Raw genomic sequence first — 20540 nt, forward strand, 5'->3', positions numbered from 1 at the left:
CAAAACCCGACTCCACGCAGATGTGAAGCAGGAAACAATACACCGCAGTAAAGAGCGTTTCTTTAAGGCTCAGCGTGGTGGCGGACGAGGTTATGATACACGTTCGTCAGCGATAAAACGCGCGGGTCTTCTGCTGCGTCTGCGGCAAGAGCGCGGATGTTTTGATCCAATGTGTAGAGTGTTTCGCGGATGATGGGGTCTCGAATGAGGCTTTGCGTCCACAAAACGGCTGCAAAGCGTTCGCCACGCGTGAGCGGAGAGACGCTGTGCAAAGAGGAGGATGGGTAAAGCACCATGTCTCCCGCAGGGAAGCGGAGTTTCCGCGCGCCGAAATTATCTTCGATGGTGAGTTCGCCGCCCTCATACTCATCAAGATCAGACAGAAAGAGTGTTGAGGAGAGATCAGCGCGGATGGTGCCGCGTTTGTCGTAGCGAATGGCATTATCGACATGTGTGCCAAAATGCTGGTTTTCGCTTGCTTGATACCGGCTCAACATGGGCGGATAGATCCGTTTGGGCAGGGCTGCGGAAACGAATTCCGGTGTTCTGCCCAAACGTGTTGCAAGCTCATCGCCGAATTGAATGGCGAGGGGATCATCCTCTGGGATCTGCATATTATGTTTCACCCGAGAGGATTGGTGCCCTGCTGTTGCACGCCCATCCGTCCATGGTGCGAGGGTGAGGCGTTCCCGCCACTGGCGGACGGCATCACGATCGAGAACACCGGGGATATGGATGAGCATGAAACAGGGCTCCTGATCAGTAATGTGCGCTCAAAGAGAACAGGGCAGCGCGGCCTGGCCCGACGACGATATGCGTGGGGTGCAGTCCAGCATAATACAACTCATTTGAGATGTTTGTCAGGTTCGCCTGTGCGGTGAGGTGCTGATTGATACGGTATTTTGCCATGATCTGTGCGGTTACGTAACCGGGCGCGCGTTCGATAATGGTTGTACCGGATACTGGGTAAGAGCTGGCTGTACGGCTGGAAGAGTAGTTTACGCCTGCGCCGAGTTCCAGTGGGATGCTGTCAAAGCGGTATTCGGACCACATGGAGAGCGTGTGCTTTGGAGCATTAGGCGGCTGGTTGCCGAGTTCCAATGGGCTCGGTGACTTGATGACTGTTGCATCATCATAAGCGTAACCGCCGAAGACGCTGAGTTGCTTGGTGATGTGGCCAGCCAAGGACAGTTCGAAACCTTGTGAACGATAGGTACCGGCATTGATCATGCTGGTGGCATCGTTCGGATTGGTTTCACGCACGTTGTCCATAACGATTTTATACAGAGCGCCACTGATGGACAGGCCGTGTACGTTCCATTTTGAGCCTAACTCATAGGTGTGGGAGAGTTGTGGCTGTAGCTTGGCGGTAGCAGCTGTCAGAGCAACATTCTCACCGGATGGGTCAAAGGACGTGCCGTATGAGAAATACACCGAGCTATTATCGGTTGGTGTATAGACGAAGGCTGTACGGAAGGTGGAGCGTTTGTCGGTGCGGCCTACATTCACGCGGGTAATGTTCTCGTGGTAATTGGTCGTGTAATCATCAAAACGATAAGCGCCGAGGATCTGGAATTTCTTCCAGCTGATCTGGTCGTTGATATAGGGTGCGTAATCGGTTGAAACAGCACCTGAGACGGCGCGTAATGTTGGTGCCATAGGGACGGCGACGTCATCTGCTGGGGTGAGCAGTGATGTTTTGCTGCGCGGCAGGTAGTTATAGCGCGTAATGTCGGCCATCTGGCGTTGCTCTTCCATGCCGGCCATCAGTTCATGTTTGATGGCACCGGTATGGAAGGTTGCAGCGAGTTCGGTCTGGTTATCAATTAGGCTGGATTCACCTGACAGAGCCAACACGTTACGTGATGCTTGAATGGAAGACAGTGGTGTGCCTGCCGGAACGACGTCAACATAAGGTGTGTAACCCAGGATTTCAGGTTCAACAGCGCGTTGGCGTGGCTGGTAGTATGAGTACCGGAACTGATCATGGATCGTGATGTTTTGGCTCAGGTCATGCTCAAGACGGATCGTTGAAATGCTGACATCCGCTTTTTGATAATCGCCTTGATAACCGTAATAGTTACTACGCTTGACGGGAGCAGGGGAGCCGTTCAGCCAAGGGAGGCCGTAGGACTGAGAATCATAATTCTGCTGCCAGAATTCATCGATATGCAGGCGTGTGCTGGTGTTCAGGCCAAAAGCGAGTGACGGAGCAATGCCGTAACGGCGCGGGTGTTCATAACCAACACCTGCTGTGTTGGACTGGTTTGCCATCGCGTTGATACGGAAAGCGGTACCGCCCAGAACGCTCCAGTTGCGGCTGACATCAGCGGTTGCACGTTGTGTGCCGTCGGTGCCGAAGGAGACGCTGCCTTCGGTGCGGGACATCATATCAGCACGTTTGGTGACTTCGTTAATGACACCGCCGGTGGAACCACGACCAAACAGTGCACCTGATGGGCCTTTGAGGACTTCGACCGTTTCAAGGTCGAACGGGTCACGATAATAGCTGCCGAAATCCAGCATGCCATCACGGTAGAAATCGTTCTGAGCGTTAAAACCGCGAATGGAGAGGTTATCGCCTTGTTGCGCGCCTTCACCCGCAGCAATGGACACACCTGGAACCGTTTGCAGGACTTGCGTCATGCTAACGGTGTTTTGGTCTGCCATGACCTGCTTGGGCACTTCAATGATTGTTTGAGGCGTGTTGATCAGTGAGGTGCGGATACGATCAAGGTGCGGTTGCAGTTCTTGATAGTCATGCGCATGGCCGATGACCTGAAGGTTTTCGACGCTGGTGCTGTCGCGGCCATCGCGCTCGGTCAGGTCATTATGATCGTCTTGACCATGATGGTGGGGGTGATGGTGTTGTTTGTCGGTCTCTGTAGTGTCTGCCAATGCCATGCGTGGAAGAAGGCAGGCACCTGCCAGAACAAGGCCGAGCGTCGGGCTACGATGTGATGGCGCGAAAGGCGACGAATCGTTACATGTTGAAGATGTAGTCATAAATAACCTGTATGTGATAATAAATCGCAACAACTCGCTATAGGTAATGAGAATTGTTTGCAATACGGATGTCACACCTCTGTTGCCCTGCCGACACGCATTCTGAAAAACTTTGTTATGAAAAAAGATTTAAGATTCGTCAGGATGCTGCGCGCGGCGATGTCGCTGCTCAAACGTTATGGGGGCAGATCTTGCTGGATGGTGATCCAGAGGTAGGGCAGGCACCAGATTTGAGTGGTGCGCGGGACTGGTTCCGCATTGCGGCTGAAGCGCAGTTTCCGCCTGCGCTGAATATGTTGGGGCGTTGTTTGGAGCGGGGCTGGGGTGGTGCGGTAGATTGGCCGGGTGCTGTGCGGGCTTATGAAGCTGCCGTAGTGCTGGGCGATGATTGGGCGCGGTATAATCTGGCGAATATGGTGCTGCGTGGGCGCGGTGTACTGCAAGATCGTGCGCGGGCGTTTCTCTTATTTGAGCAAGCGGCGCGGCGTGGACATGCGAAGTCTATGAATTTGGTGGCGCGTTGTTTGGAAGAAGGGTGGGGGTGTTTGCCTAATCGTGCGGCTGCGGCGGCGTGGTATTTGCGCTCGGCCGAGCAGGGAGATTACCGGGGGCAGCATAATTATGCGGTGCTTTTGGCGGAGCGAGGAGCATTGGAAGAGGCTTTTCAGTGGTGGGGGAGGGCATTATCTGAGGCCACGCCTGATATTCGAGAGGCGATGCGCGCTATTCTTCAGCACTTAAGCCAGCATAAAGAGGCGCAGAATTTGCTTCGCCGCTTGGCGGAATAATTTCAGAAAACGGTGATTTAGTAAGGCATAAGGGCGCTAAGGGGGGAGAGTGGACTTGACCACATTGCCTCTCGCTCTCCATATGAAACACATTTGCTTTTACGCCTGACCAAACGAGGCCGTTTTTTCCATGTCCGACGCCAGTTTTAAAGAACAACAGGAACGCTATCGCCAGACTGTGTTTTTGCCACGTACTGCATTCCCAATGCGTGGTGGCCTTCCGAAGCGCGAGCCAGCAACATTGGAGCGCTGGGATGCGATAGATCTGGACGGACAGATGAGAGCGGCAGAGGCAGGGCGCCCGGTCTTTACGCTGCATGATGGCCCTCCCTATGCGAATGGTCACATTCATATCGGTCATGCCCTGAATAAGGTCATGAAAGACGTGGTGAACCGTGCGCATCGTATGTCAGGTTATGCTGTGCGGTATCAGCCGGGTTGGGACTGTCATGGTCTGCCGATTGAATGGCGGATTGAAGAGCAGTACCGCAAGGCTGGGAAGAACAAGGACGAAGTGCCGCTTTTGCAATTCCGTGCAGAGTGCCGTGAGTATGCGGCGCAATGGGTGGCGAAGCAGGCAGACGACTTTAAGCGTCTTGGTGTTCAGGCGGAGTGGGCTCATCGTTACGTCACGATGGATTTTGCGTCAGAAGCGAAGATCGTTCAGGAAATTGGACGTTTTCTGCTGAATGGTGGCTTGTACCGTGGTTTGCGCCCTGTGATGTGGAGCCCGGTTGAAAAAACCGCGCTGGCAGAAGCAGAAATCGAATATCACGACATTGAATCCACCACGATTCATGTGGCCTTCCCAGTGGTTAAAGACACGACGCCGGGTAAGGCACTGGCTGATGTGTCTGCCGTGATCTGGACGACCACGCCTTGGACCATGCCGGCAAACCGCGCCATCACCTTTGGCCCCGAAATCACTTATGTTGTGGTGCGGGTTGATGAGACGACTGAAGGCAGCAAGGTGCCGGTGGGTGCTAAGCTTCTCGTCGCGGAAGATTTGGCTGAAGGTTTCTGCCAGCAGGTCGGCATTGCAGCGCATCATGTGCTGTACACCTTGCCGGGCAGCGCGTTGGATGGTGTGGTCTGCGCGCATCCATGGCGCGGCCGCGGTTATGAGCATGATGTGCCGTTGCTCTCCGCAGATTTTGTAACGACGGATGCGGGTACGGGTCTGGTGCATACGGCGCCATCGCATGGTGTGGATGACTTTATTGTTGGCCGTGCTCATGGGATTGAAGTGCCGGAATTGGTGCTGGATGATGGCCGTTATGCTGCTTGGGTGCCGCATTTGGCGGGAACGCATGTGTTTAAGGCGTCTGACCCGGTTTGTGCTTTGCTCGATGATGTGCGTGATGAGGCTGAGCGTGCTGGCGGGGCCGCAACGGGGCTGATGGCGCGTAGTAAGGTGCTGCATTCTTACCCGCATTCATGGCGTTCAAAAGCGCCGGTTATTTACCGTGCGACGCCACAATGGTTCATTGCCATGGATGGTGAGCAGAGGCTGCGGGATAAGGCGCTTAAAGCGCTGGATGATGTGACCTTTGTGCCGGAATCCGCACGCCGTCGTTTGACGTCTATGGTGGAGCAGCGTCCGGACTGGTGTATTTCGCGCCAGCGTGCATGGGGCGTGCCGATTGCCGTCTTCGTTGAAAAGCGGACGGGTGAAGTGCTGCGGGACCCGGCTGTGATGGCGCGTATCGTCGAAGCCTTCAAGGAAAAGGGGGCAGATGTTTGGTATGAAGCTGATCCGGCCCAGTTCCTTGGGGAAGGGCGTGATCCGGCGGATTACGAGCAGGTCTTTGATATCGTGGATGTGTGGTTTGAGTCTGGCTCAAGTCATACCTTCATCGAAGGCCAAGAGAACATGAATGTTCCGGCTGATTTGTATCTTGAAGGGTCTGATCAGCATCGTGGTTGGTTCCAGTCTTCCTTGTTGGAAGGTGTCGGGACGCGTGGTGTTTCTCCGTACAAAGCTGTTGTGACCAATGGCTTCGTGCTGGATGAGCAGGGGCGCAAAATGTCCAAGTCTTTGGGCAATGTCGTGGCGCCTGCTGATGTTTGGGGTTCATTGGGGGCAGATATTCTGCGTTTATGGATTTTGAACTCAGACACGAACGAAGATCTGCGTATCGGCAATGACATTCTGAAGCAGCAGGGCGAGTTGTATCGCCGCCTGCGTAATACGTTGCGTTGGTTGCTGGGTGCGCTGGAAGGTTTTGCTGAGGAAGAAATCGTTCCTTATGCTGAATTGCCGCCTTTGGAGCGTTATATCCTGCATCGCTTGTCTGAACTGCATGGGTTGATTGCGCGTGCGGTGGAGACGCATCAATGGGTTGGTGTGTATCCGGCACTGCATGGTTTCTGTACAACTGATCTTTCGGCGTTTTACTTCGATATTCGTAAGGACGCGCTGTATTGTGATGCGCCGTCCGACCCGACGCGCCGTGCTGTGCGTACGGTGTTGGATGTGCTGCATCGTTCGCTCTGCACATGGTTAGCGCCTGTGCTTGTCTTTACAGCGGAAGAAGCGTGGCAGGCACGGTTTGGTGAAGAAAGCAGCATCCATTTAGAAGGCTTCTTTGAGCCAAAAGCAGAATGGCATGATACAGCGCTTGGGGAAGCATGGGATCATATCCGTGCGTATCGCCGCGTTGTGACGACGGAGTTGGAGACGGCGCGTCGGGATGGTGTGATTGGGTCTTCTTTGGAAGCGCAAGTGACACTGCCATTAACAGCAGAAGAGCGTGCGCGGTTTGGTGATACGTCACTGGATTGGGCGGAGTTGCTGATTGCGTCTCAGGTTACTCTGACAGATGCAGAAGCAGAGCATGCTGTGCCAAAGGTGGAGCGTGCTGCTGGTGAAAAATGTGCACGCTGCTGGAAGGTTCTGCCAGAAGTGGGCGAGCATGAAGAGCATTCAGCGCTCTGCCGCCGTTGTGTGAGTGTTGTGGCCTAAGGTGGGTGGGACACGCAGTCGAGGATCTTGTTGGTTTTATTGGCAGATTTGTGCTTGCAGTATTGCGCCTCCTTCTGATGACGGAAGTGGGGAACTATATTGCAGGCGCGATTGTACTGTGTGTTCTATGTGCCTTTTTAGTGCGAGGATTTAGGCGTTTGTTGAGCAAGGGTCGGTCAGGGCGGATCATTCTGGGTGTGTTGCTTCTGGTTTTTGTCTTGGTTGCAGATCAACTGAGCAAGAATTGGATTCTCTATGGCTATGACCTGCCTGCACGCGGCTCGGTTGAAGTACTGCCCTTCTTGAATTTCACCATGGTGTGGAATCATGCTGTGACGTTTGGCATGTTTGGTGGGTTGGGCAGTAAAGGGCCGTTGATTTTTGAGGCTGTTTCTCTGGCGGCTGTTGTTTTGCTTCTAGTGTGTATGGCGCGGACATCGCGCTCGCTTGTGGCCGCCGCGGCAGGGGCGATTGCTGGTGGTGCATTGGGCAATGTGATTGACCGTGTCCGTTTCGGTGCGGTGGTTGATTTCTTGCATGCCCATGCTTTTGGCTGGTCATGGTATGTGTTTAACATTGCGGATTCGGCCATTGTTTGCGGTGTGGCTGTGTGGATGTTGGATAGTTTTTTGTCCGAGAGGCAGCGTTCTGCGCCGTAAAGCGGAGTAGAACATTTATGCAAATGTGTCTCATAGCTTGCCCCTCAAGGCTTGGGACGGTAGGAGTATCTGAATTGTGATCGCCTTTCAGGGTCTGACCATGCGCTTTTTTCGTATTCCCGCTGTTCGTTTATGTGCCCAGATTGGTGCCGTTGCTTCTTTTGGGGTGATGCTCTCCGGTTGTTCAGGGGATGATGTAACGCGTGCTTTTGGCATGGAACGCATTATGCCTGACGAGTACACTGTGACTACGCGTGCGCCGCTTTCTATGCCGCCATCAGAGAAGATGCAGCTTCCCGGTGCGGCAGATGCGCATCGTCCGGATGAAAGCCCGCGCATGCAGGCGTTAGAAACGCTCTCACCAGATACGGCGCTGCATCCTGTGACAGGCAGTGGCAGTCAGGGGCAGACGGCGCTGGTTGGGCAAGCTACACAGGCCGCCGGTGCGTCAGATAATGCCGAACTAGGCAATGCCGATGCCGGTTTTGTTGATAATCTGATGTTTTGGTCTGGTGGTAAGGCTGGTGGCATTGTGGATGGTGACGGTGAGAACCGTCGCATTCGTGAGAACACCGCGTTGGGTCGCAAGCCAACGACGGGTGCGACACCAACAGTTACGAAAAAAACGGGTCATTTTCTCGGCGTTTTCTAACGTTGGGGGTACGCGCATTTTTGTATGAGTGATCTTGCAGGGCGTGAACGGCCAGTTATTCGGCCCTTATCAGGTCACGTTATTGACCTGATTGCTGCGGGTGAGGTGATTGAACGCCCCGCCGCAGCTCTCAAAGAACTTGTTGAAAATGCATTGGACGCAGGGGCGCGGCGTATCGTCGTAGCGCTGCGTGGCGGTGGTGTTGACCGCATTGATGTGACGGATGATGGCTGCGGTATGACGCCGCAGGACTTGGAGCTCGCGGTTCAACGTCATTGTACGTCTAAGTTGCACGATGAACGCCTCGTCCAAATTCGCACGCTGGGTTTCCGTGGGGAGGCGCTGCCATCTATTGGGGCGAGTGCCCGTTTGGCCATGACATCGCGTATTGCAGGGGATGAGACGGCGTGGTGTTTACGGGTTGAGGGGGGTGTTATCACCCCGCCTGAGCCTGCCTCGGGGCCTGTGGGTACGCGGATTGTCGTTACGGATTTGTTTTTTGCCACACCGGCACGTCGGAAATTTTTAAAATCGCCACGGGTTGAGACGGGGCATGCTGAAGCTGTGATGCGGCGTTTGGCCTTAAGTGCGCCGCATTGTGCCATGCGTGTTGTGTTGGATGACCGTGTGTTGTTTGACGTGCCCGAGCAGAGTCCTTTGGCGCGGGCATCATCGGTTTTGGATACACCGTCTGACCTTCTGCTGCCCTTGGATGAGCAGCGTGGTGTGCTGCGCTTGTCAGGTTATGCGTGTGGGCCGGGTCGTACACGGGCAACGGGGGCTGGGCAGTTTATTCAGGTCAATGGTCGCCCGGTGACGGACCCTATGCTGCGTACCGCGATTCGTGTGGCGTATAGGCCAGTGATCACACAAGGGCGCTTTCCTGTGCATGCGCTTAACATTACGGTGCCGTTGGAGCGTTTGGATGTAAATGTGCATCCGGCCAAGACGGAATTGCGCTTTGCAGATGAATCAGATGTGAAGGCATTGATCATTGGCGGTTTAGGGCGTGCCTTAGGGCATGGTTCTGGAGGAGGAGGGGTGCAGGCGCGTTTGGGGGGACGGTCTTCGATTGTCTATCCGTCTCGTGCTGCGGAAACATCCTCTTATGTTCCCTCATCTTGGGCAGAGTCAGAGCGCTCTGGCGAGCGCGTGGGGATGGGCGTGCGTGTAAGGCCGCCTTCTGAAGAGAAGTCGGCACCAGGGTTTGCGGAGCTTGATCGCCATTTTGAGCCTGCTGCACGTGTTCCGTTAGACGATGAACGGGGGGCGTCGGTTCACAGTGCAGCTTTTCCGTTGGGGGCGGCAGTTGCTCAGATTTTTGACACTTATCTTTTGTCTGTCGCGCCAGATGGTGATTTGGTTTTGGTCGACCAGCATGCCGCGCATGAGCGGTTGACGCATGAGCGTTTGCGGGAACAGCAGGCAAAAGGCGCGTTAAAAGCTCAGGCTCTTTTGCTGCCAGAAGTGGTGGATTTGCCGCAGCGTGAGGCGGATGCTTTGTTGGCGCGTGTCGATGATTTGGAAGCGCTTGGCCTTGTGGTTGAAGCCTTTGGGCCGGGAAGTGTGCTGCTGCGGGCTGTGCCTGCGCTCTTGGGCAAGGCCGATATGGTTGCCTTGTTAAAAGATGTTGCGGATGAGTTGGCGCAAGATCCAGACTTGGATGCCGCGACGACAGAAAGTTTTGCTCGGAAGCTCGATGCCGTTCTGGCTCGGATGGCCTGCCATGGCAGTATTCGGGCTGGGCGCCGTTTGAAGGCGGAAGAGATGAATGCTTTGTTGCGGGAGATGGAGCGAACACCACGCGCGAATACGTGCTCACATGGTCGGCCCACATGGTTGAAGCTTACGCGCACAGAAATAGAGCGTCTTTTCGGGCGTATTACGTAAAAAGCATCATTTTTTGAAAATAGGGGCTTGTCAGGGAAGGGGGAGATCGCTAAAACGCCCTCACCTCAATGGAAGGCCGGTGTAGCTCAGCTGGTAGAGCACGTCATTCGTAATGATGGGGTCGGGAGTTCGAATCTCTTCTCCGGCACCATTGAGGTTATTCCCTAAAAAATAGACAGTGTGTACAAAGCTTGAACATCCTAGTAGCTTTGTGAGTTTTCGCTGAGCTCTGCTCAATATAGGTTTGAGCTGTGTACGGTTTGACGTAGCCTAGGCGTGCGATAGACGCGCTGAGGAGAAGCATGAGCAAGCAGTTCCACAAACAGTTGTGGCAAAGAGCCGTTCATTTGTCACCGCAAAGTCAGGCGCCGCATGATTCTTTGTTGGTGTTGGAAGGTGCGCGGGAATGTCCGGTTTGCGGGCAGGTGCAGATGCTTCCTGAGATCCGGCCGGGCTATTCTGTGGATTGTGTACGTTGTGGCACACAATTGGCGCGTCGCCGCCGGACATCGGTGATCGGCACGCCGGTTGCATTATGTATGACGGCGGCGGCTTTATATTTGGTGCTGCTTCTTGATCCGCTCATGACGTTAAATGTGTATGGGCGTGAGAACACGGTTTCTCTGTGGGCTGGCCCGGAAGAACTGGCGCATCAAGGGTATGGTGGCATTGCTCTTTTGGTGGCGTTTGTGACCATTGTGATGCCGGGCGTTGCTATTGCTTTGATGGGGGCCATTTTATATGGCGCATCCCGGAAGCGTATGCCGGATTGGGTGCCTTGTTTACTGGCTTGGTATGAGAGGCTCCGCGCTTGGTCAATGGTGGAAGTCTATGTACTCGGCGTTCTTGTTGCTTATACAAAGCTGGTCGAGCTGGCGGTGGTGACGCTACAGCCGGGGGTGTATCTGCTCGGTGCGCTGATGATCACGATGGCTACGCTTGATTCTACGTTTGATGATGAACTCATATGGAATAATCGCGCTTTGCGTGAGACGGTAGATGGGCAGTGTGGGCGTTTGTTTGATGTTGCTCATGCCGACCGGCAGTGTGATGTGTTGCCGCCCTCTCGCCATGCTGTATCGTGTACTTGTTGTTCTTTGGTGATGGCGTTTGACCATCCTGTGGAGGCGCAGGCGGATTTGGGAGACTGTCCGCGTTGTGGACAAATTTTGCGGCGGCGTAAGAAAAATGGTTTTGTGGCCTCCGCCGCTTTCTTGATTGCGGGCATTACACTTTATATCCCTGCGAACCTTTTCCCCATTATGACATACAGTAAGGTTGGGTCAGGTTCGCCCAGTACGATTATGAGCGGCGTTATTGAGTTGTGGCAGGCGGATATGATTCCGCTAGCGCTTCTCGTTTTGTTTGCCAGTATTACGGTGCCTGTTCTTAAAATTCTGGCCTTGGCGAGTATGCTGGTAGCGACGCGCTTGAAGGTGCGGAAGCCTCTTGTTTTCTTGGGGAAGTTGTACCGTGCGGTAGAAATTATAGGACGATGGTCTATGATTGACGTCTTTATGATTTCGATTTTGTGTGCCGTTGTGCGCTTTGGTTTTATGGCCAATGTGCATGCAGAGTTGGGCATAGTGTGCTTTGCGCTGGTGGTTGTGCTTACAATTTTTGCCGCAGAGCGTTTTGACCCGCGTGGTATGTGGGATGCTGCGGGGCTAAATGATGCCGCGCCGAATATGTATGAGCATGAGTGGCGTGTTTATAAAGAGGCGGCCGTTTGTGCTGCAACACAAGGAAGGACGCCGGTTGAAGCGCCGCTTTCAAAGGGCCAACAACCACCTGATCATAATGATATGGAGCCCGAACACGCGTGACTGAACGTCCCTCTGAGCGCGAAAATGCGCCTCTCCCTATGCCTGAAGCGTCAGCGCGCCGTACGCGTTTTTCGTTGATATTATTAATCCCTATCTTGGCGATTGCCATTACAGGTTGGCTGGCTTGGAAGCATTTTGCTACGCGTGGCCCTGAAATTACGATTACGTTTGATACGGCAGATGGACTTACGCCGGGGCAAACGCAGGTTAAGAATAAAGCGGTTACTCTCGGTACTGTGCAGGATGTCACATTGAGTGATGACATGCGGCATGTGACGGCGCGCGTTCAGATGAATGCTGATAGTGCGCGTGTTTTGACGGATAAGACGCGTTTTTGGGTGGTAAAGCCTCGTATTAATGGGACGAGTATCACAGGGTTGGATACGCTCTTATCGGGAGCGTATATTGCGATTGATCCCGGTGGGGCAGGTGGGCGTTACCAGACAGAATTTCGAGGGCTGGAATCGGTTCCGGGCGTTCGGTCGGATCAGCCGGGTAGTACGTTTTGGCTAGTTTCTCCGAACTTGGGTTCTTTGGGGCAAGGGGCCCCCGTTTTTTTTCGTGATGTCACAGTGGGTGAAGTGCTTGGGTATACTATGCCACCAGGGGGGGATGGGCCGATTGTCCTGCAAGTCTTTGTTAAGGCGCCCTATGATCATTATCTCCGGACGGATAGCCGTTTTTGGAATGTCTCGGGCTTGCAAGTTGGCTTAGGTGCTGGTGGTTTGAAGGTGCAGATGCAGTCGATTCAGGCTTTGTTTTCTGGTGGTGTCGCGTTTGGGTCCTCGGGGTCAATGCAGAGTGCGAGCGGACCAGTTGCTCCGGCCAATTCTGTTTTTAAGCTCTATGGCAGTCAAGCTGAAGCGGATACAGCGCGCTATCATCATCGCCTCTTAGCTGTGACTTATGTGGATACGTCCGTGAAAGGGCTGACGGCCGGCAGTCAGGTCAGTATGTTCGGCTTGCAAATTGGTACTGTCACCGAAGTGCGTTTGCAAATGCGTGGCGTGGGGCAGCCGCCGCGTATTCGTGTGGCTATGGAGCTAGAGCCTGAGCGGGTTATGTCTGATGATGATGTGGTGGCCCGTACGGGGGAGGGGGCTCAGTATCTGGAAGATTTTGTTGCGAGCGGCATGCGTGCTTCTGTTGAGAGTGCGAGTTTTCTGACGGGGGAATCGTTGATTGCCTTGCAGTTTATTAAACATGCGAAACCAGCAACGTTAACCTATGAAGGTGATGCTGCTGTGCTGCCAAGTCAGCCGGGTGGTGTGGATGGTATTATGGCCTCTGTGTCCACGATTACGGATAAAGTCGCGGCGATGCCACTGACGCAGATCGGGGAGCATGTTAATGCGCTTTTGGCACATGCAGATGGCCGTCTGAAGAGTCGGGAAGTCACAGAATCGCTTGTGGCCTTACGTGATTCTCTGCGCCATTTAGATGATGTGACGAAAACAGCAAATGAGCATTTGCCAGCGATGATGAGTGCGCTTCAGGGAGCATTGACCAATGCGCAGTCTGTGCTGGGTGCGTATGGTGGGGACACGGACTTTCACCGTAACCTGCAAACGATGATTGTGCAGTTAACTCAGACGGCGCGTTCTATGCGTTTGTTAACCGATTATCTGGACCATCACCCTTCATCACTTGTGACGGGACGTAGGAATTAAAGCGATGCGCCATCCTATGCGGAAGGTTTTAGGGCACGTAGGTGCGGTATCTATGATGCTCTTCGGGGTGGCTGCCTGTAGCAGCACTTCACCTGCATTATACACGTTAGCCCCGCAAGGGGGACGTGTTGTGCAGGGTACTCCAATTGTTGTGGAAGTTGTGACGCCTGTCATCCCGTCACGTCTGGATCGTGATACGATCGTTTTAGGTGATCGTGGATACAGGACGCATATTGCACAGGGTGATAGCTGGAGTGAACCTCTTCCTGAGATGCTGGCGCATATTGTGACCACGGATTTGACGGTGCGTTTACCGCAAAGTCATGTGTATGCACAAAATGATGCTGTTACGGCGTCACCTACGGTGTTTGTTGAAATTACGCTGCGTAACTTCGAGGCTGATGAGCAGGGGCGCGCTTATATTTCGGGTGCGTTAACGGTGCATCGTCGTGATGGTACGGGCGGTGTTTTATTGCAGCCTTTTGAGTGGCATAGCGTGGCAAGTGTTGATCAGAATACTGGCCACCTGGTCGCTGATTTGAGCCATGGCGTCTCTGTAATGGCTGATGCACTAGCAGAGAAATTGCATGATGTGCCGTGAGGGCGGCGTGAGAAGGTTATAAAAAAGGGCCTCTATGCGAGGCCCTTTTTTATTGAGATGTATATTGGTCGTTTAGAGCTTTTCTACCTGAGTGAACTCGAGGTCCACGGGGGTAGAGCGTCCGAAGATAGAAACACTGACCTTTAGGCGCTGACGTTCGTCATCGACGTCTTCAATCATGCCATTGAAGGAGGTGAATGGGCCGTCAGCCACGCGAATCTGCTCGCCAATCTCAAAGGTAAGCGTAGAGCGTGGGCGCTCGACACCTTCTTGAGCTTGTTTCATGATGCGCTCAGCTTCGGCAGCTGTGATCGGGCTTGGCTTATTGCGTGATCCCAAGAATCCGGTGACCTTGGGGGTATCTTTTACCAAGTGCCAAGCTTCGTCGGTCAGTTCCATTTTTACGAGAACATAACCCGGGAAGAACTTGCGTTCAGCGTTGACCTTGCGGCCTCGGCGTATTTCGGTCACGTCTTCAGAAGGAACAAGAATTTGTTCAAAGTGATCTGAAAGACCTTTTTGCGCAGCTTGCTCTTGAATGTGGCTGGCGATTTTCTTCTCAAAGCCGGAATAGACGTGAACTACATACCAACGTTTTGCCATGTTGCTTGTCTTAGCCTCCGACGCCAAAAAGTTCGCGAACCCCAAGGCCGATGGCTTGGTCCACGATAAAGAAGAAAATGCAGGTGATGGTTGCCATAAGGAGCACCGCACCGGTCGTGATCATGGTGTTGCGCCGTGTAGGCCACGTTACGCGGAGCGCTTCTGCACGGACCTCTTTGAGGTAAGAGCGCGGATTAAAGCCTGAACCGTTATTCTGTGGCGTCGTCTTACGCGACTCGCCTTGCGGGGTACTGACCGACACCGTGATCCTCGAATTCAAGTGAGATGCCGCACCCTGCGGCTCACGAACCTAAAGATCGCTGAACTGCCGCAGAAGGCGGAGTGGCAGGGGTGGAGGGTCTCGAACCCGCAACCTCCGGTTTTGGAGACCGGCGCTCTAGCCAATTGAGCTACACCCCTTTTGTCAAAACGTTTTTCTGAACGAAGTAACGTTGTGACGATGGAGGGAAAAGAGAATACTTTGAGAAGAAAGTCAAGCGCTATTGCTGCAAAATTTTATCTGAAAAAAGAATCTTGTGCCGACATGGGAGATGCGTTAAATGAGCAACTCATCTGAGCGGGCGTAGCATAGTGGTAATGCAGTAGCCTTCCAAGCTTCTGAGGAGGGTTCGATTCCCTTCGCCCGCTCCAGATTACTCCATCAGAAAAAATTAGTTACACCTAAAAGCCGTTCTGTAAGGTTGGTGCCGCTCGGTGTGTGATATATCTGTCTGTTGTGAAAAATCTATATTTCGCGGCGCAGGATTTGCATGAGCATTGGTTGCGCCAAATCGGGGAGGCGTGCTAGACGCTGCCCAGTGTGGATGATCATACTGTCGTGAGTTATGCTTTTTGTAGATAACAAAGGTGTGGCCGAGTATGATCGGATTAATCAGAAGCACGGGGGCTGGTTCTTCAGCGCCCGGCCGCATGTGCGGTAGAGATAACAGAGACGGAACACGCGTGTGACGACGGTAACACAGGTGCCGCAAATGGGGGCCGTAAACGGTGCAGCAGGGCGTTATGCCCGGGCTTTTTACGATTACGTCTCCGAGCAAGGCGGATTGGCTGAAGTTGTCCCTCAGGTGCGTGCGCTGCGCGACGCCTTGGGTGCAAGTGATGATCTCCGGGCATTTTTGAATGATGTGCGGATTGATCAAAAAAGCGCTGATCGCGTTGTGGGCGCACTGGTGGAGCGCTTTGGTTTGAGTGATGCACTCCGGCGTTTGATCGGGGTCGTGTCACAAAATAGCCGATTAGCGCTTCTTGGTGATGTTCTTGACGGTATTCTTGCCTATGACGCCGCTCTTCGTGGTGAGAGCGTTGCAGAAATCCGTTCCGCACAACCTCTTTCTGATGCGCAGCGTGTTCAGCTTCAAGTGCGTCTTGCCGAAGCTGGGTATAGTCGTGTTGCACTGGTGGAGCAGGTAGAGCCTGCTTTGATTGGTGGCATGACGGTGCGTGTTGGATCTACTTTGTTTGATACCTCGATCGCTGGGCGTCTCACTCGCCTGCAGAACGCTATGAAGGGAGCCGCGTGATGGATATCCGTCCCGCCGAGATTTCGGACATCCTCAAGCAGCAAATCGCGTCTTTTGACAGTGCTGAAACTGTTTCTGAAACAGGAACGGTGCTGTCAATTGGTGATGGTATTGCGCGCGTTTACGGGCTCACCAACGTCATGGCTGGCGAAATGGTTGAGTTCGAGGGTAGTGGCCTGAAGGGCATGGCGCTGAACCTTGAAGCAGACAACGTTGGTGTTGTGCTTTTCGGTGACGGCGATGAAGTGCGTGAAGGCGACACAGTTCTTCGTACGAAGGAAGTTGTTCAGGTTCCAGTAGGCAAGGGTCTTCTGGGGCGTGTTGTTGACGGTATCGGTAATCCGATCGATGGTCGCGGCCCGCTGACGGATGTTGAATACCGTCGCGCTGAAGTTAAGGCGCCTGGCATTATGCCGCGTCAGTCCGTTAGTGAGCCAATGCAAACGGGTATCAAGGCGATTGACGCGCTTGTTCCTGTTGGTCGTGGTCAGCGTGAGTTGATTATCGGTGACCGTCAGACGGGTAAGACCGCTATTCTGGTGGACACGATTGTCGCTCAGAAGACGGTGAATGCTGAAGGTGACCCGAAAAAGTCTCTGTACTGCATTTATGTTGCTGTTGGTCAGAAGCGTTCAACGGTTGCGAACCTTGTTCGTACACTGACGGAACAAGGCGCGATGGAATACTCCATCGTTGTGGCTGCTACAGCTTCTGATGCTGCTCCTATGCAGTATCTTGCGCCGTACACAGCATGTGCAATGGGTGAGTATTTCCGTGATAACGGGATGCATGCTCTGGTGTGCTATGATGATCTGTCTAAGCAAGCTGTTGCTTACCGTCAGATGTCTTTGCTGCTGCGCCGTCCGCCTGCACGTGAAGCTTTCCCAGGTGATGTGTTCTATCTACACTCACGCTTGCTGGAACGTGCGGCTAAGATGTCTGACGCCAATGGTGGTGGTTCACTGACGGCACTGCCGGTTATTGAAACACAAGCGGGCGATACAGCTGCATACATCCCAACAAACGTCATTTCGATTACAGATGGCCAGATCTTCCTTGAGACGGATCTGTTCTATAAGGGTATTCGCCCTGCTGTGAACGTTGGTGGCTCTGTGTCTCGTGTTGGTTCTGCTGCGCAGATCAAAGCGATGAAGCAGGTTGCTGGTAAGGTGAAGTTGGAACTGGCTCAGTATCGTGAAATGGCTGCGTTCTCGCAGTTTGCTTCTGATTTGGACCCTGCGACACGCCGTCAACTGGACCGTGGTGCGCGTTTGGTGGAGCTGTTGAAGCAACCAGAAACGTCACCGCTTCAAGTGGAAGAGCAAGTTGTTGTTCTGTACGCAGGTACACGTGGTTATCTGGATACGGTTCCAGTGGATCAAGTGGTTGCGTATGAAGCCGCTCTGCTGAGTGAAGTGCGTGGCCCGAGTGCGGATATCCTTGCGGCTATTCGTTCGGACCGTCAGATTAAGCCGGAAACCGAGAGCAAGCTTAAAGAGCTGCTAGCAGCATTCGGTCAGCGTTTCTCCGCGTAAGGATCGATCATGCCCTCGCTGAAGGAATTGCGCGGTCGGATCGCAGGCGTCAAATCGACGCGAAAGATTACGAACGCGATGAAAATGGTTGCAGCTTCTAAGCTGCGCCGCGCTCAGTCTCATGCTGAGGCATCACGTCCCTATGCTGTTGCTATGGGGCGCATGATGTCTGAGTTGGCTGCGGCAGTACGTCATCAGGATGCCTCTAGCCTGCCAGTTCTTCTGGCAGGTACGGGACGTGATCAGACGCATTTGGTTGTTGCCATGACGTCTGACCGTGGCCTTGCAGGTGGCTTTAATGCAAACGTCGTGCGTAACGTGCGTCTGTTGATCAAGGAGCTGCAAGCTGCTGGTCGTACGGTACGGATTCTTCCGGTAGGTCGGAAGGGTGCAGACGTTTTGGGGCGTGAATTTCCGGGCCTTTTGCTGGAAAATGAAACGGGTATCATTGGACGTGATATTGGTTTCGCTAAGGCAGAAGAAGTCGGTGCTAAGATTGTTTCTCTGCTAGAAGCAGGCGAAATTGATCGCTGCACGCTCGTGTATAACCGCTTTGTCAATGCGATGACGCAGTTGCCAACGCGCACAGCTTTGGTGCCGCTTTCTGCTGCGCCGCAAAATGACAATGAAGCTGTTGCGGATACTGTGCAGTACGAGTTTGAGCCTGACGAAACGGCGCTGCTTGAGTCATTGTTGCCGCGAAATCTGAAGGTTCAGATTTTCTCGGCACTTCTTGAGAGTGCTGCTGGTGAGCAGGGCGCGCGTATGACCGCTATGGATAACGCGAGCCGGAATGCGAGCAAGGCTATTGATCGCTTGTCTCAGAAGTACAACCGTACTCGACAGGCTAACATTACTAACGAATTGATCGAGATCATCTCCGGCGCCGACGCCGTTTGAGATCACGCAGGAGACGACACCGATGTCTGAGACTCTTTCTTCTCCCGCCCAAGCTGCTAACAACGCGGTGGGCCGTGTCACACAGGTACGCGGACCGGTTGTCGACGTGCAGTTTGAGGGTGAACTTCCTCACATTTTGAATGCGCTGCATGTCAAGAACGGTGATGAAACACTGGTTCTAGAAGTGGCCCAAGAAATTGGTGACCGCCAAGTCCGTTGTATTGCCATGGAAGCAACAGACGGCTTAATTCGTGGCGCAGAAGTGCGCGACACGGGCAACCAGATTATGGTTCCTGTTGGGCCATCAACGTTGGGTCGTATTCTGAACGTTGTTGGTGATGCGATCGACGAACGCGGTCCGATCACGTCTGACAAGTATTTGCCAATTCATCGTAAGGCACCTGCTTTCGAAGATCAGGCCGCTGCTTCTGAAATTCTTGTGACGGGTATTAAGGTTGTTGACCTACTCTGCCCGTACCTGAAGGGCGGTAAGATTGGTCTGTTCGGTGGTGCCGGCGTTGGTAAAACCGTTATTATTCAAGAGCTGATCAATAACATTGCAAAAGCACACGGTGGTGTGTCCGTTTTTGCTGGTGTTGGTGAGCGTACGCGTGAAGGCAATGACCTGTATTTCGAAATGCAGGATGCTGGCGTTATTAAGATTGCAGAAGATGGTTCAACCGAAGGTTCTAAGGTTGCGCTAGTCTACGGTCAGATGAACGAGCCGCCGGGTGCGCGTTCACGCGTTGCGCTGACGGGCCTTTCTTTGGCTGAGTACTTCCGTGATGAAGAAGGACAGGATGTTCTGTTCTTCGTGGATAATATCTTTCGTTTCACGCAGGCTGGTTCTGAAGTTTCTGCTCTTTTGGGGCGTATTCCTTCAGCAGTGGGTTATCAGCCGACGCTGGCAACCGAAATGGGCGCTCTTCAGGAACGTATCACGTCCACAAAGAAGGGCTCTATTACGTCGGTGCAGGCCGTTTACGTTCCTGCTGACGATTTGACTGACCCGGCCCCTGCAGCAACCTTTGCTCACTTGGATGCAACAACGGTTCTGAACCGTTCTATTGCTGAAATGGGCATCTACCCTGCTGTTGATCCATTGGATTCAACGTCACGTTCGTTGGACCCGAAGATTGTTGGTCAAGAGCATTATGACGTTGCTCGTAAGGTGCAGCAGACGCTCCAGACATATAAGGGCTTGCAAGACATTATTGCGATCCTTGGTATGGATGAGTTGTCTGAAGAAGATAAGAAGATTGTTGGTCGCGCGCGTCGTATCCAGCGTTTCTTGTCTCAGCCGTTCCATGTTGCTGAAGTCTTCACAGGTGCGCCAGGTAAGCTTGTGTCGCTTGAAGATACGATTCGTTCCTTTAAGGCAGTCGTCGCGGGTGAATATGATCATCTGCCAGAAGGTGCTTTCTACATGGTAGGTAGCATTGATGAGGCTGTGGCTAAGGCCGAGAAGATGAAGCAGGAAGGCTGATCAATATGCCTATCCGCGTTGAGATTGTGAGTCCGGAGAAACACCATGTCGATCGTCAGATCGATATGGTGGTACTTCCGGGCCGAGAGGGGCAGATTGCGGCGATGCCGGGTCATGCGCCTGTCATGCTTCAGCTCTCAGGCGGTGTCGTATCGCTGTATGAGGCGGATCGTGTTGTTGATGAGTTCTTTGTATCCGGCGGGTTCGCGGATATCGGGGCTGATCGCTGCATGGTGTTAGCGGACACGGTGCGTCATATTGATGAACTGGATGCAGAAGCTGCTCGTGAACGTTTAGGGACGCTGGAGCATCAGTGGGCGCAAATCACGCCTTCTGAACCTAGTGCATCGGAGCGTTTGGAGTTGGAGCTTCAAGCTGTACGCGCTGAGATTGAAGCGGGTAGTTGATTTTTCACAAA

At 53.4% G+C, this 20540-nt stretch carries 17 protein-coding genes and 3 tRNA genes; 15 read left to right on the forward strand and 5 right to left on the reverse strand.

What is annotated here, in order from left to right; all coding sequences use genetic code 11:
- Nucleotides 1–62: 62 nt before the first annotated feature.
- Together NTH01S_RS09890 and NTH01S_RS09895 are read right to left on the reverse strand one after the other, a co-directional pair.
- Nucleotides 63–743 (reverse strand): Fe2+-dependent dioxygenase, encoded by a 681-nt coding sequence (locus NTH01S_RS09890; protein ID WP_068173283.1) that lies wholly within the window; start codon nt 741–743, stop codon nt 63–65.
- A gap of 16 nt (nt 744–759) precedes the next feature.
- Nucleotides 760–3006 (reverse strand): TonB-dependent receptor, encoded by a 2247-nt coding sequence (locus NTH01S_RS09895; protein WP_068173286.1) that lies wholly within the window; start codon nt 3004–3006, stop codon nt 760–762.
- Nucleotides 3007–3197: 191 nt separating this feature from the next.
- Between NTH01S_RS09895 and NTH01S_RS09900 the strand changes: the two genes are divergently transcribed.
- The 9 genes from NTH01S_RS09900 to NTH01S_RS09940 all read left to right on the forward strand — a co-directional run bounded on the left by NTH01S_RS09900 (nt 3198) and on the right by NTH01S_RS09940 (nt 14057).
- The gene (locus NTH01S_RS09900; RefSeq protein ID WP_169802067.1) at nt 3198–3794 is read left to right on the forward strand and encodes a tetratricopeptide repeat protein; all 597 of its coding nucleotides are present in this window, start codon (nt 3198–3200) and stop codon (nt 3792–3794) included.
- Between the two features lie 130 nt (nt 3795–3924).
- Complete coding sequence (gene ileS, locus NTH01S_RS09905; RefSeq protein ID WP_068173290.1) at nt 3925–6759, forward strand: isoleucine--tRNA ligase; 2835 nt, start codon at nt 3925–3927, stop codon at nt 6757–6759.
- A 50-nt stretch (nt 6760–6809) separates the two neighbouring features.
- On the forward strand, nt 6810–7418 hold the full coding sequence (lspA, locus tag NTH01S_RS09910; RefSeq protein WP_245642342.1) for a signal peptidase II: 609 nt from the start codon (nt 6810–6812) through the stop codon (nt 7416–7418).
- 76 nt (nt 7419–7494) lie between these two features.
- The gene (locus tag NTH01S_RS09915; protein WP_245642344.1) at nt 7495–8070 is read left to right on the forward strand and encodes a DUF3035 domain-containing protein; all 576 of its coding nucleotides are present in this window, start codon (nt 7495–7497) and stop codon (nt 8068–8070) included.
- A 24-nt stretch (nt 8071–8094) separates the two neighbouring features.
- Nucleotides 8095–9960 carry a DNA mismatch repair endonuclease MutL gene (gene mutL, locus NTH01S_RS09920; RefSeq protein WP_068173292.1) on the forward strand — a complete coding sequence of 622 codons (1866 nt, stop codon included), beginning with the start codon at nt 8095–8097 and terminating at the stop codon, nt 9958–9960.
- Between the two features lie 75 nt (nt 9961–10035).
- Nucleotides 10036–10111 (forward strand) — tRNA-Thr (locus tag NTH01S_RS09925).
- Nucleotides 10112–10262: 151 nt separating this feature from the next.
- Nucleotides 10263–11786, forward strand: a complete 1524-nt coding sequence (locus tag NTH01S_RS09930) for a paraquat-inducible protein A (RefSeq protein WP_084367292.1) — start codon at nt 10263–10265, stop codon at nt 11784–11786.
- Between the two features lie 38 nt (nt 11787–11824).
- Nucleotides 11825–13456, forward strand: coding sequence for a PqiB family protein (locus tag NTH01S_RS09935; RefSeq protein WP_157070942.1), 1632 nt, complete (start codon nt 11825–11827; stop codon nt 13454–13456).
- Nucleotides 13457–13460: 4 nt separating this feature from the next.
- On the forward strand, nt 13461–14057 hold the full coding sequence (locus NTH01S_RS09940) for a PqiC family protein (protein ID WP_068173296.1): 597 nt from the start codon (nt 13461–13463) through the stop codon (nt 14055–14057).
- Nucleotides 14058–14129: 72 nt separating this feature from the next.
- On the opposite strand, the gene nusG is transcribed toward NTH01S_RS09940, so the two are convergent.
- The 3 genes from nusG to NTH01S_RS09955 form a co-directional block, all read right to left on the reverse strand.
- On the reverse strand, nt 14130–14660 hold the full coding sequence (gene nusG / locus NTH01S_RS09945) for a transcription termination/antitermination protein NusG (protein ID WP_068173299.1): 531 nt from the start codon (nt 14658–14660) through the stop codon (nt 14130–14132).
- 10 nt (nt 14661–14670) lie between these two features.
- The gene (gene secE / locus NTH01S_RS09950; protein ID WP_084367295.1) at nt 14671–14922 is read right to left on the reverse strand and encodes a preprotein translocase subunit SecE; all 252 of its coding nucleotides are present in this window, start codon (nt 14920–14922) and stop codon (nt 14671–14673) included.
- An 81-nt stretch (nt 14923–15003) separates the two neighbouring features.
- Nucleotides 15004–15080 (reverse strand) — tRNA-Trp (locus NTH01S_RS09955).
- Nucleotides 15081–15237: 157 nt separating this feature from the next.
- Between NTH01S_RS09955 and NTH01S_RS09960 the strand changes: the two genes are divergently transcribed.
- The 6 genes from NTH01S_RS09960 (at nt 15238) to atpC (ending at nt 20529) form a co-directional block, all read left to right on the forward strand.
- Nucleotides 15238–15311 (forward strand) — tRNA-Gly (locus NTH01S_RS09960).
- A 314-nt stretch (nt 15312–15625) separates the two neighbouring features.
- Complete coding sequence (gene atpH / locus NTH01S_RS09965; protein WP_245642346.1) at nt 15626–16201, forward strand: ATP synthase F1 subunit delta; 576 nt, start codon at nt 15626–15628, stop codon at nt 16199–16201.
- Nucleotides 16201–17736 carry a F0F1 ATP synthase subunit alpha gene (gene atpA, locus NTH01S_RS09970; protein ID WP_068173301.1) on the forward strand — a complete coding sequence of 512 codons (1536 nt, stop codon included), beginning with the start codon at nt 16201–16203 and terminating at the stop codon, nt 17734–17736. The genes atpH and atpA overlap by 1 nt, the downstream gene beginning before the upstream one ends.
- 9 nt (nt 17737–17745) lie before the next feature.
- A complete protein-coding gene (locus tag NTH01S_RS09975) occupies nt 17746–18636 on the forward strand; it encodes a F0F1 ATP synthase subunit gamma (RefSeq protein ID WP_068173303.1) in 891 nt (296 codons plus the stop codon).
- 22 nt (nt 18637–18658) lie between these two features.
- Entirely contained in the window at nt 18659–20122 is a 1464-nt protein-coding gene (gene atpD, locus NTH01S_RS09980; protein ID WP_068173304.1) for a F0F1 ATP synthase subunit beta, read from the forward strand.
- Nucleotides 20123–20127: 5 nt separating this feature from the next.
- Nucleotides 20128–20529, forward strand: a complete 402-nt coding sequence (gene atpC / locus NTH01S_RS09985) for an ATP synthase F1 subunit epsilon (RefSeq protein WP_068173306.1) — start codon at nt 20128–20130, stop codon at nt 20527–20529.
- Nucleotides 20530–20540 lie beyond the last annotated feature (11 nt).

Source organism: Neokomagataea thailandica NBRC 106555 (genome assembly GCF_001598495.1).
Classification (GTDB): domain Bacteria; phylum Pseudomonadota; class Alphaproteobacteria; order Acetobacterales; family Acetobacteraceae; genus Gluconobacter; species Gluconobacter thailandicus_A.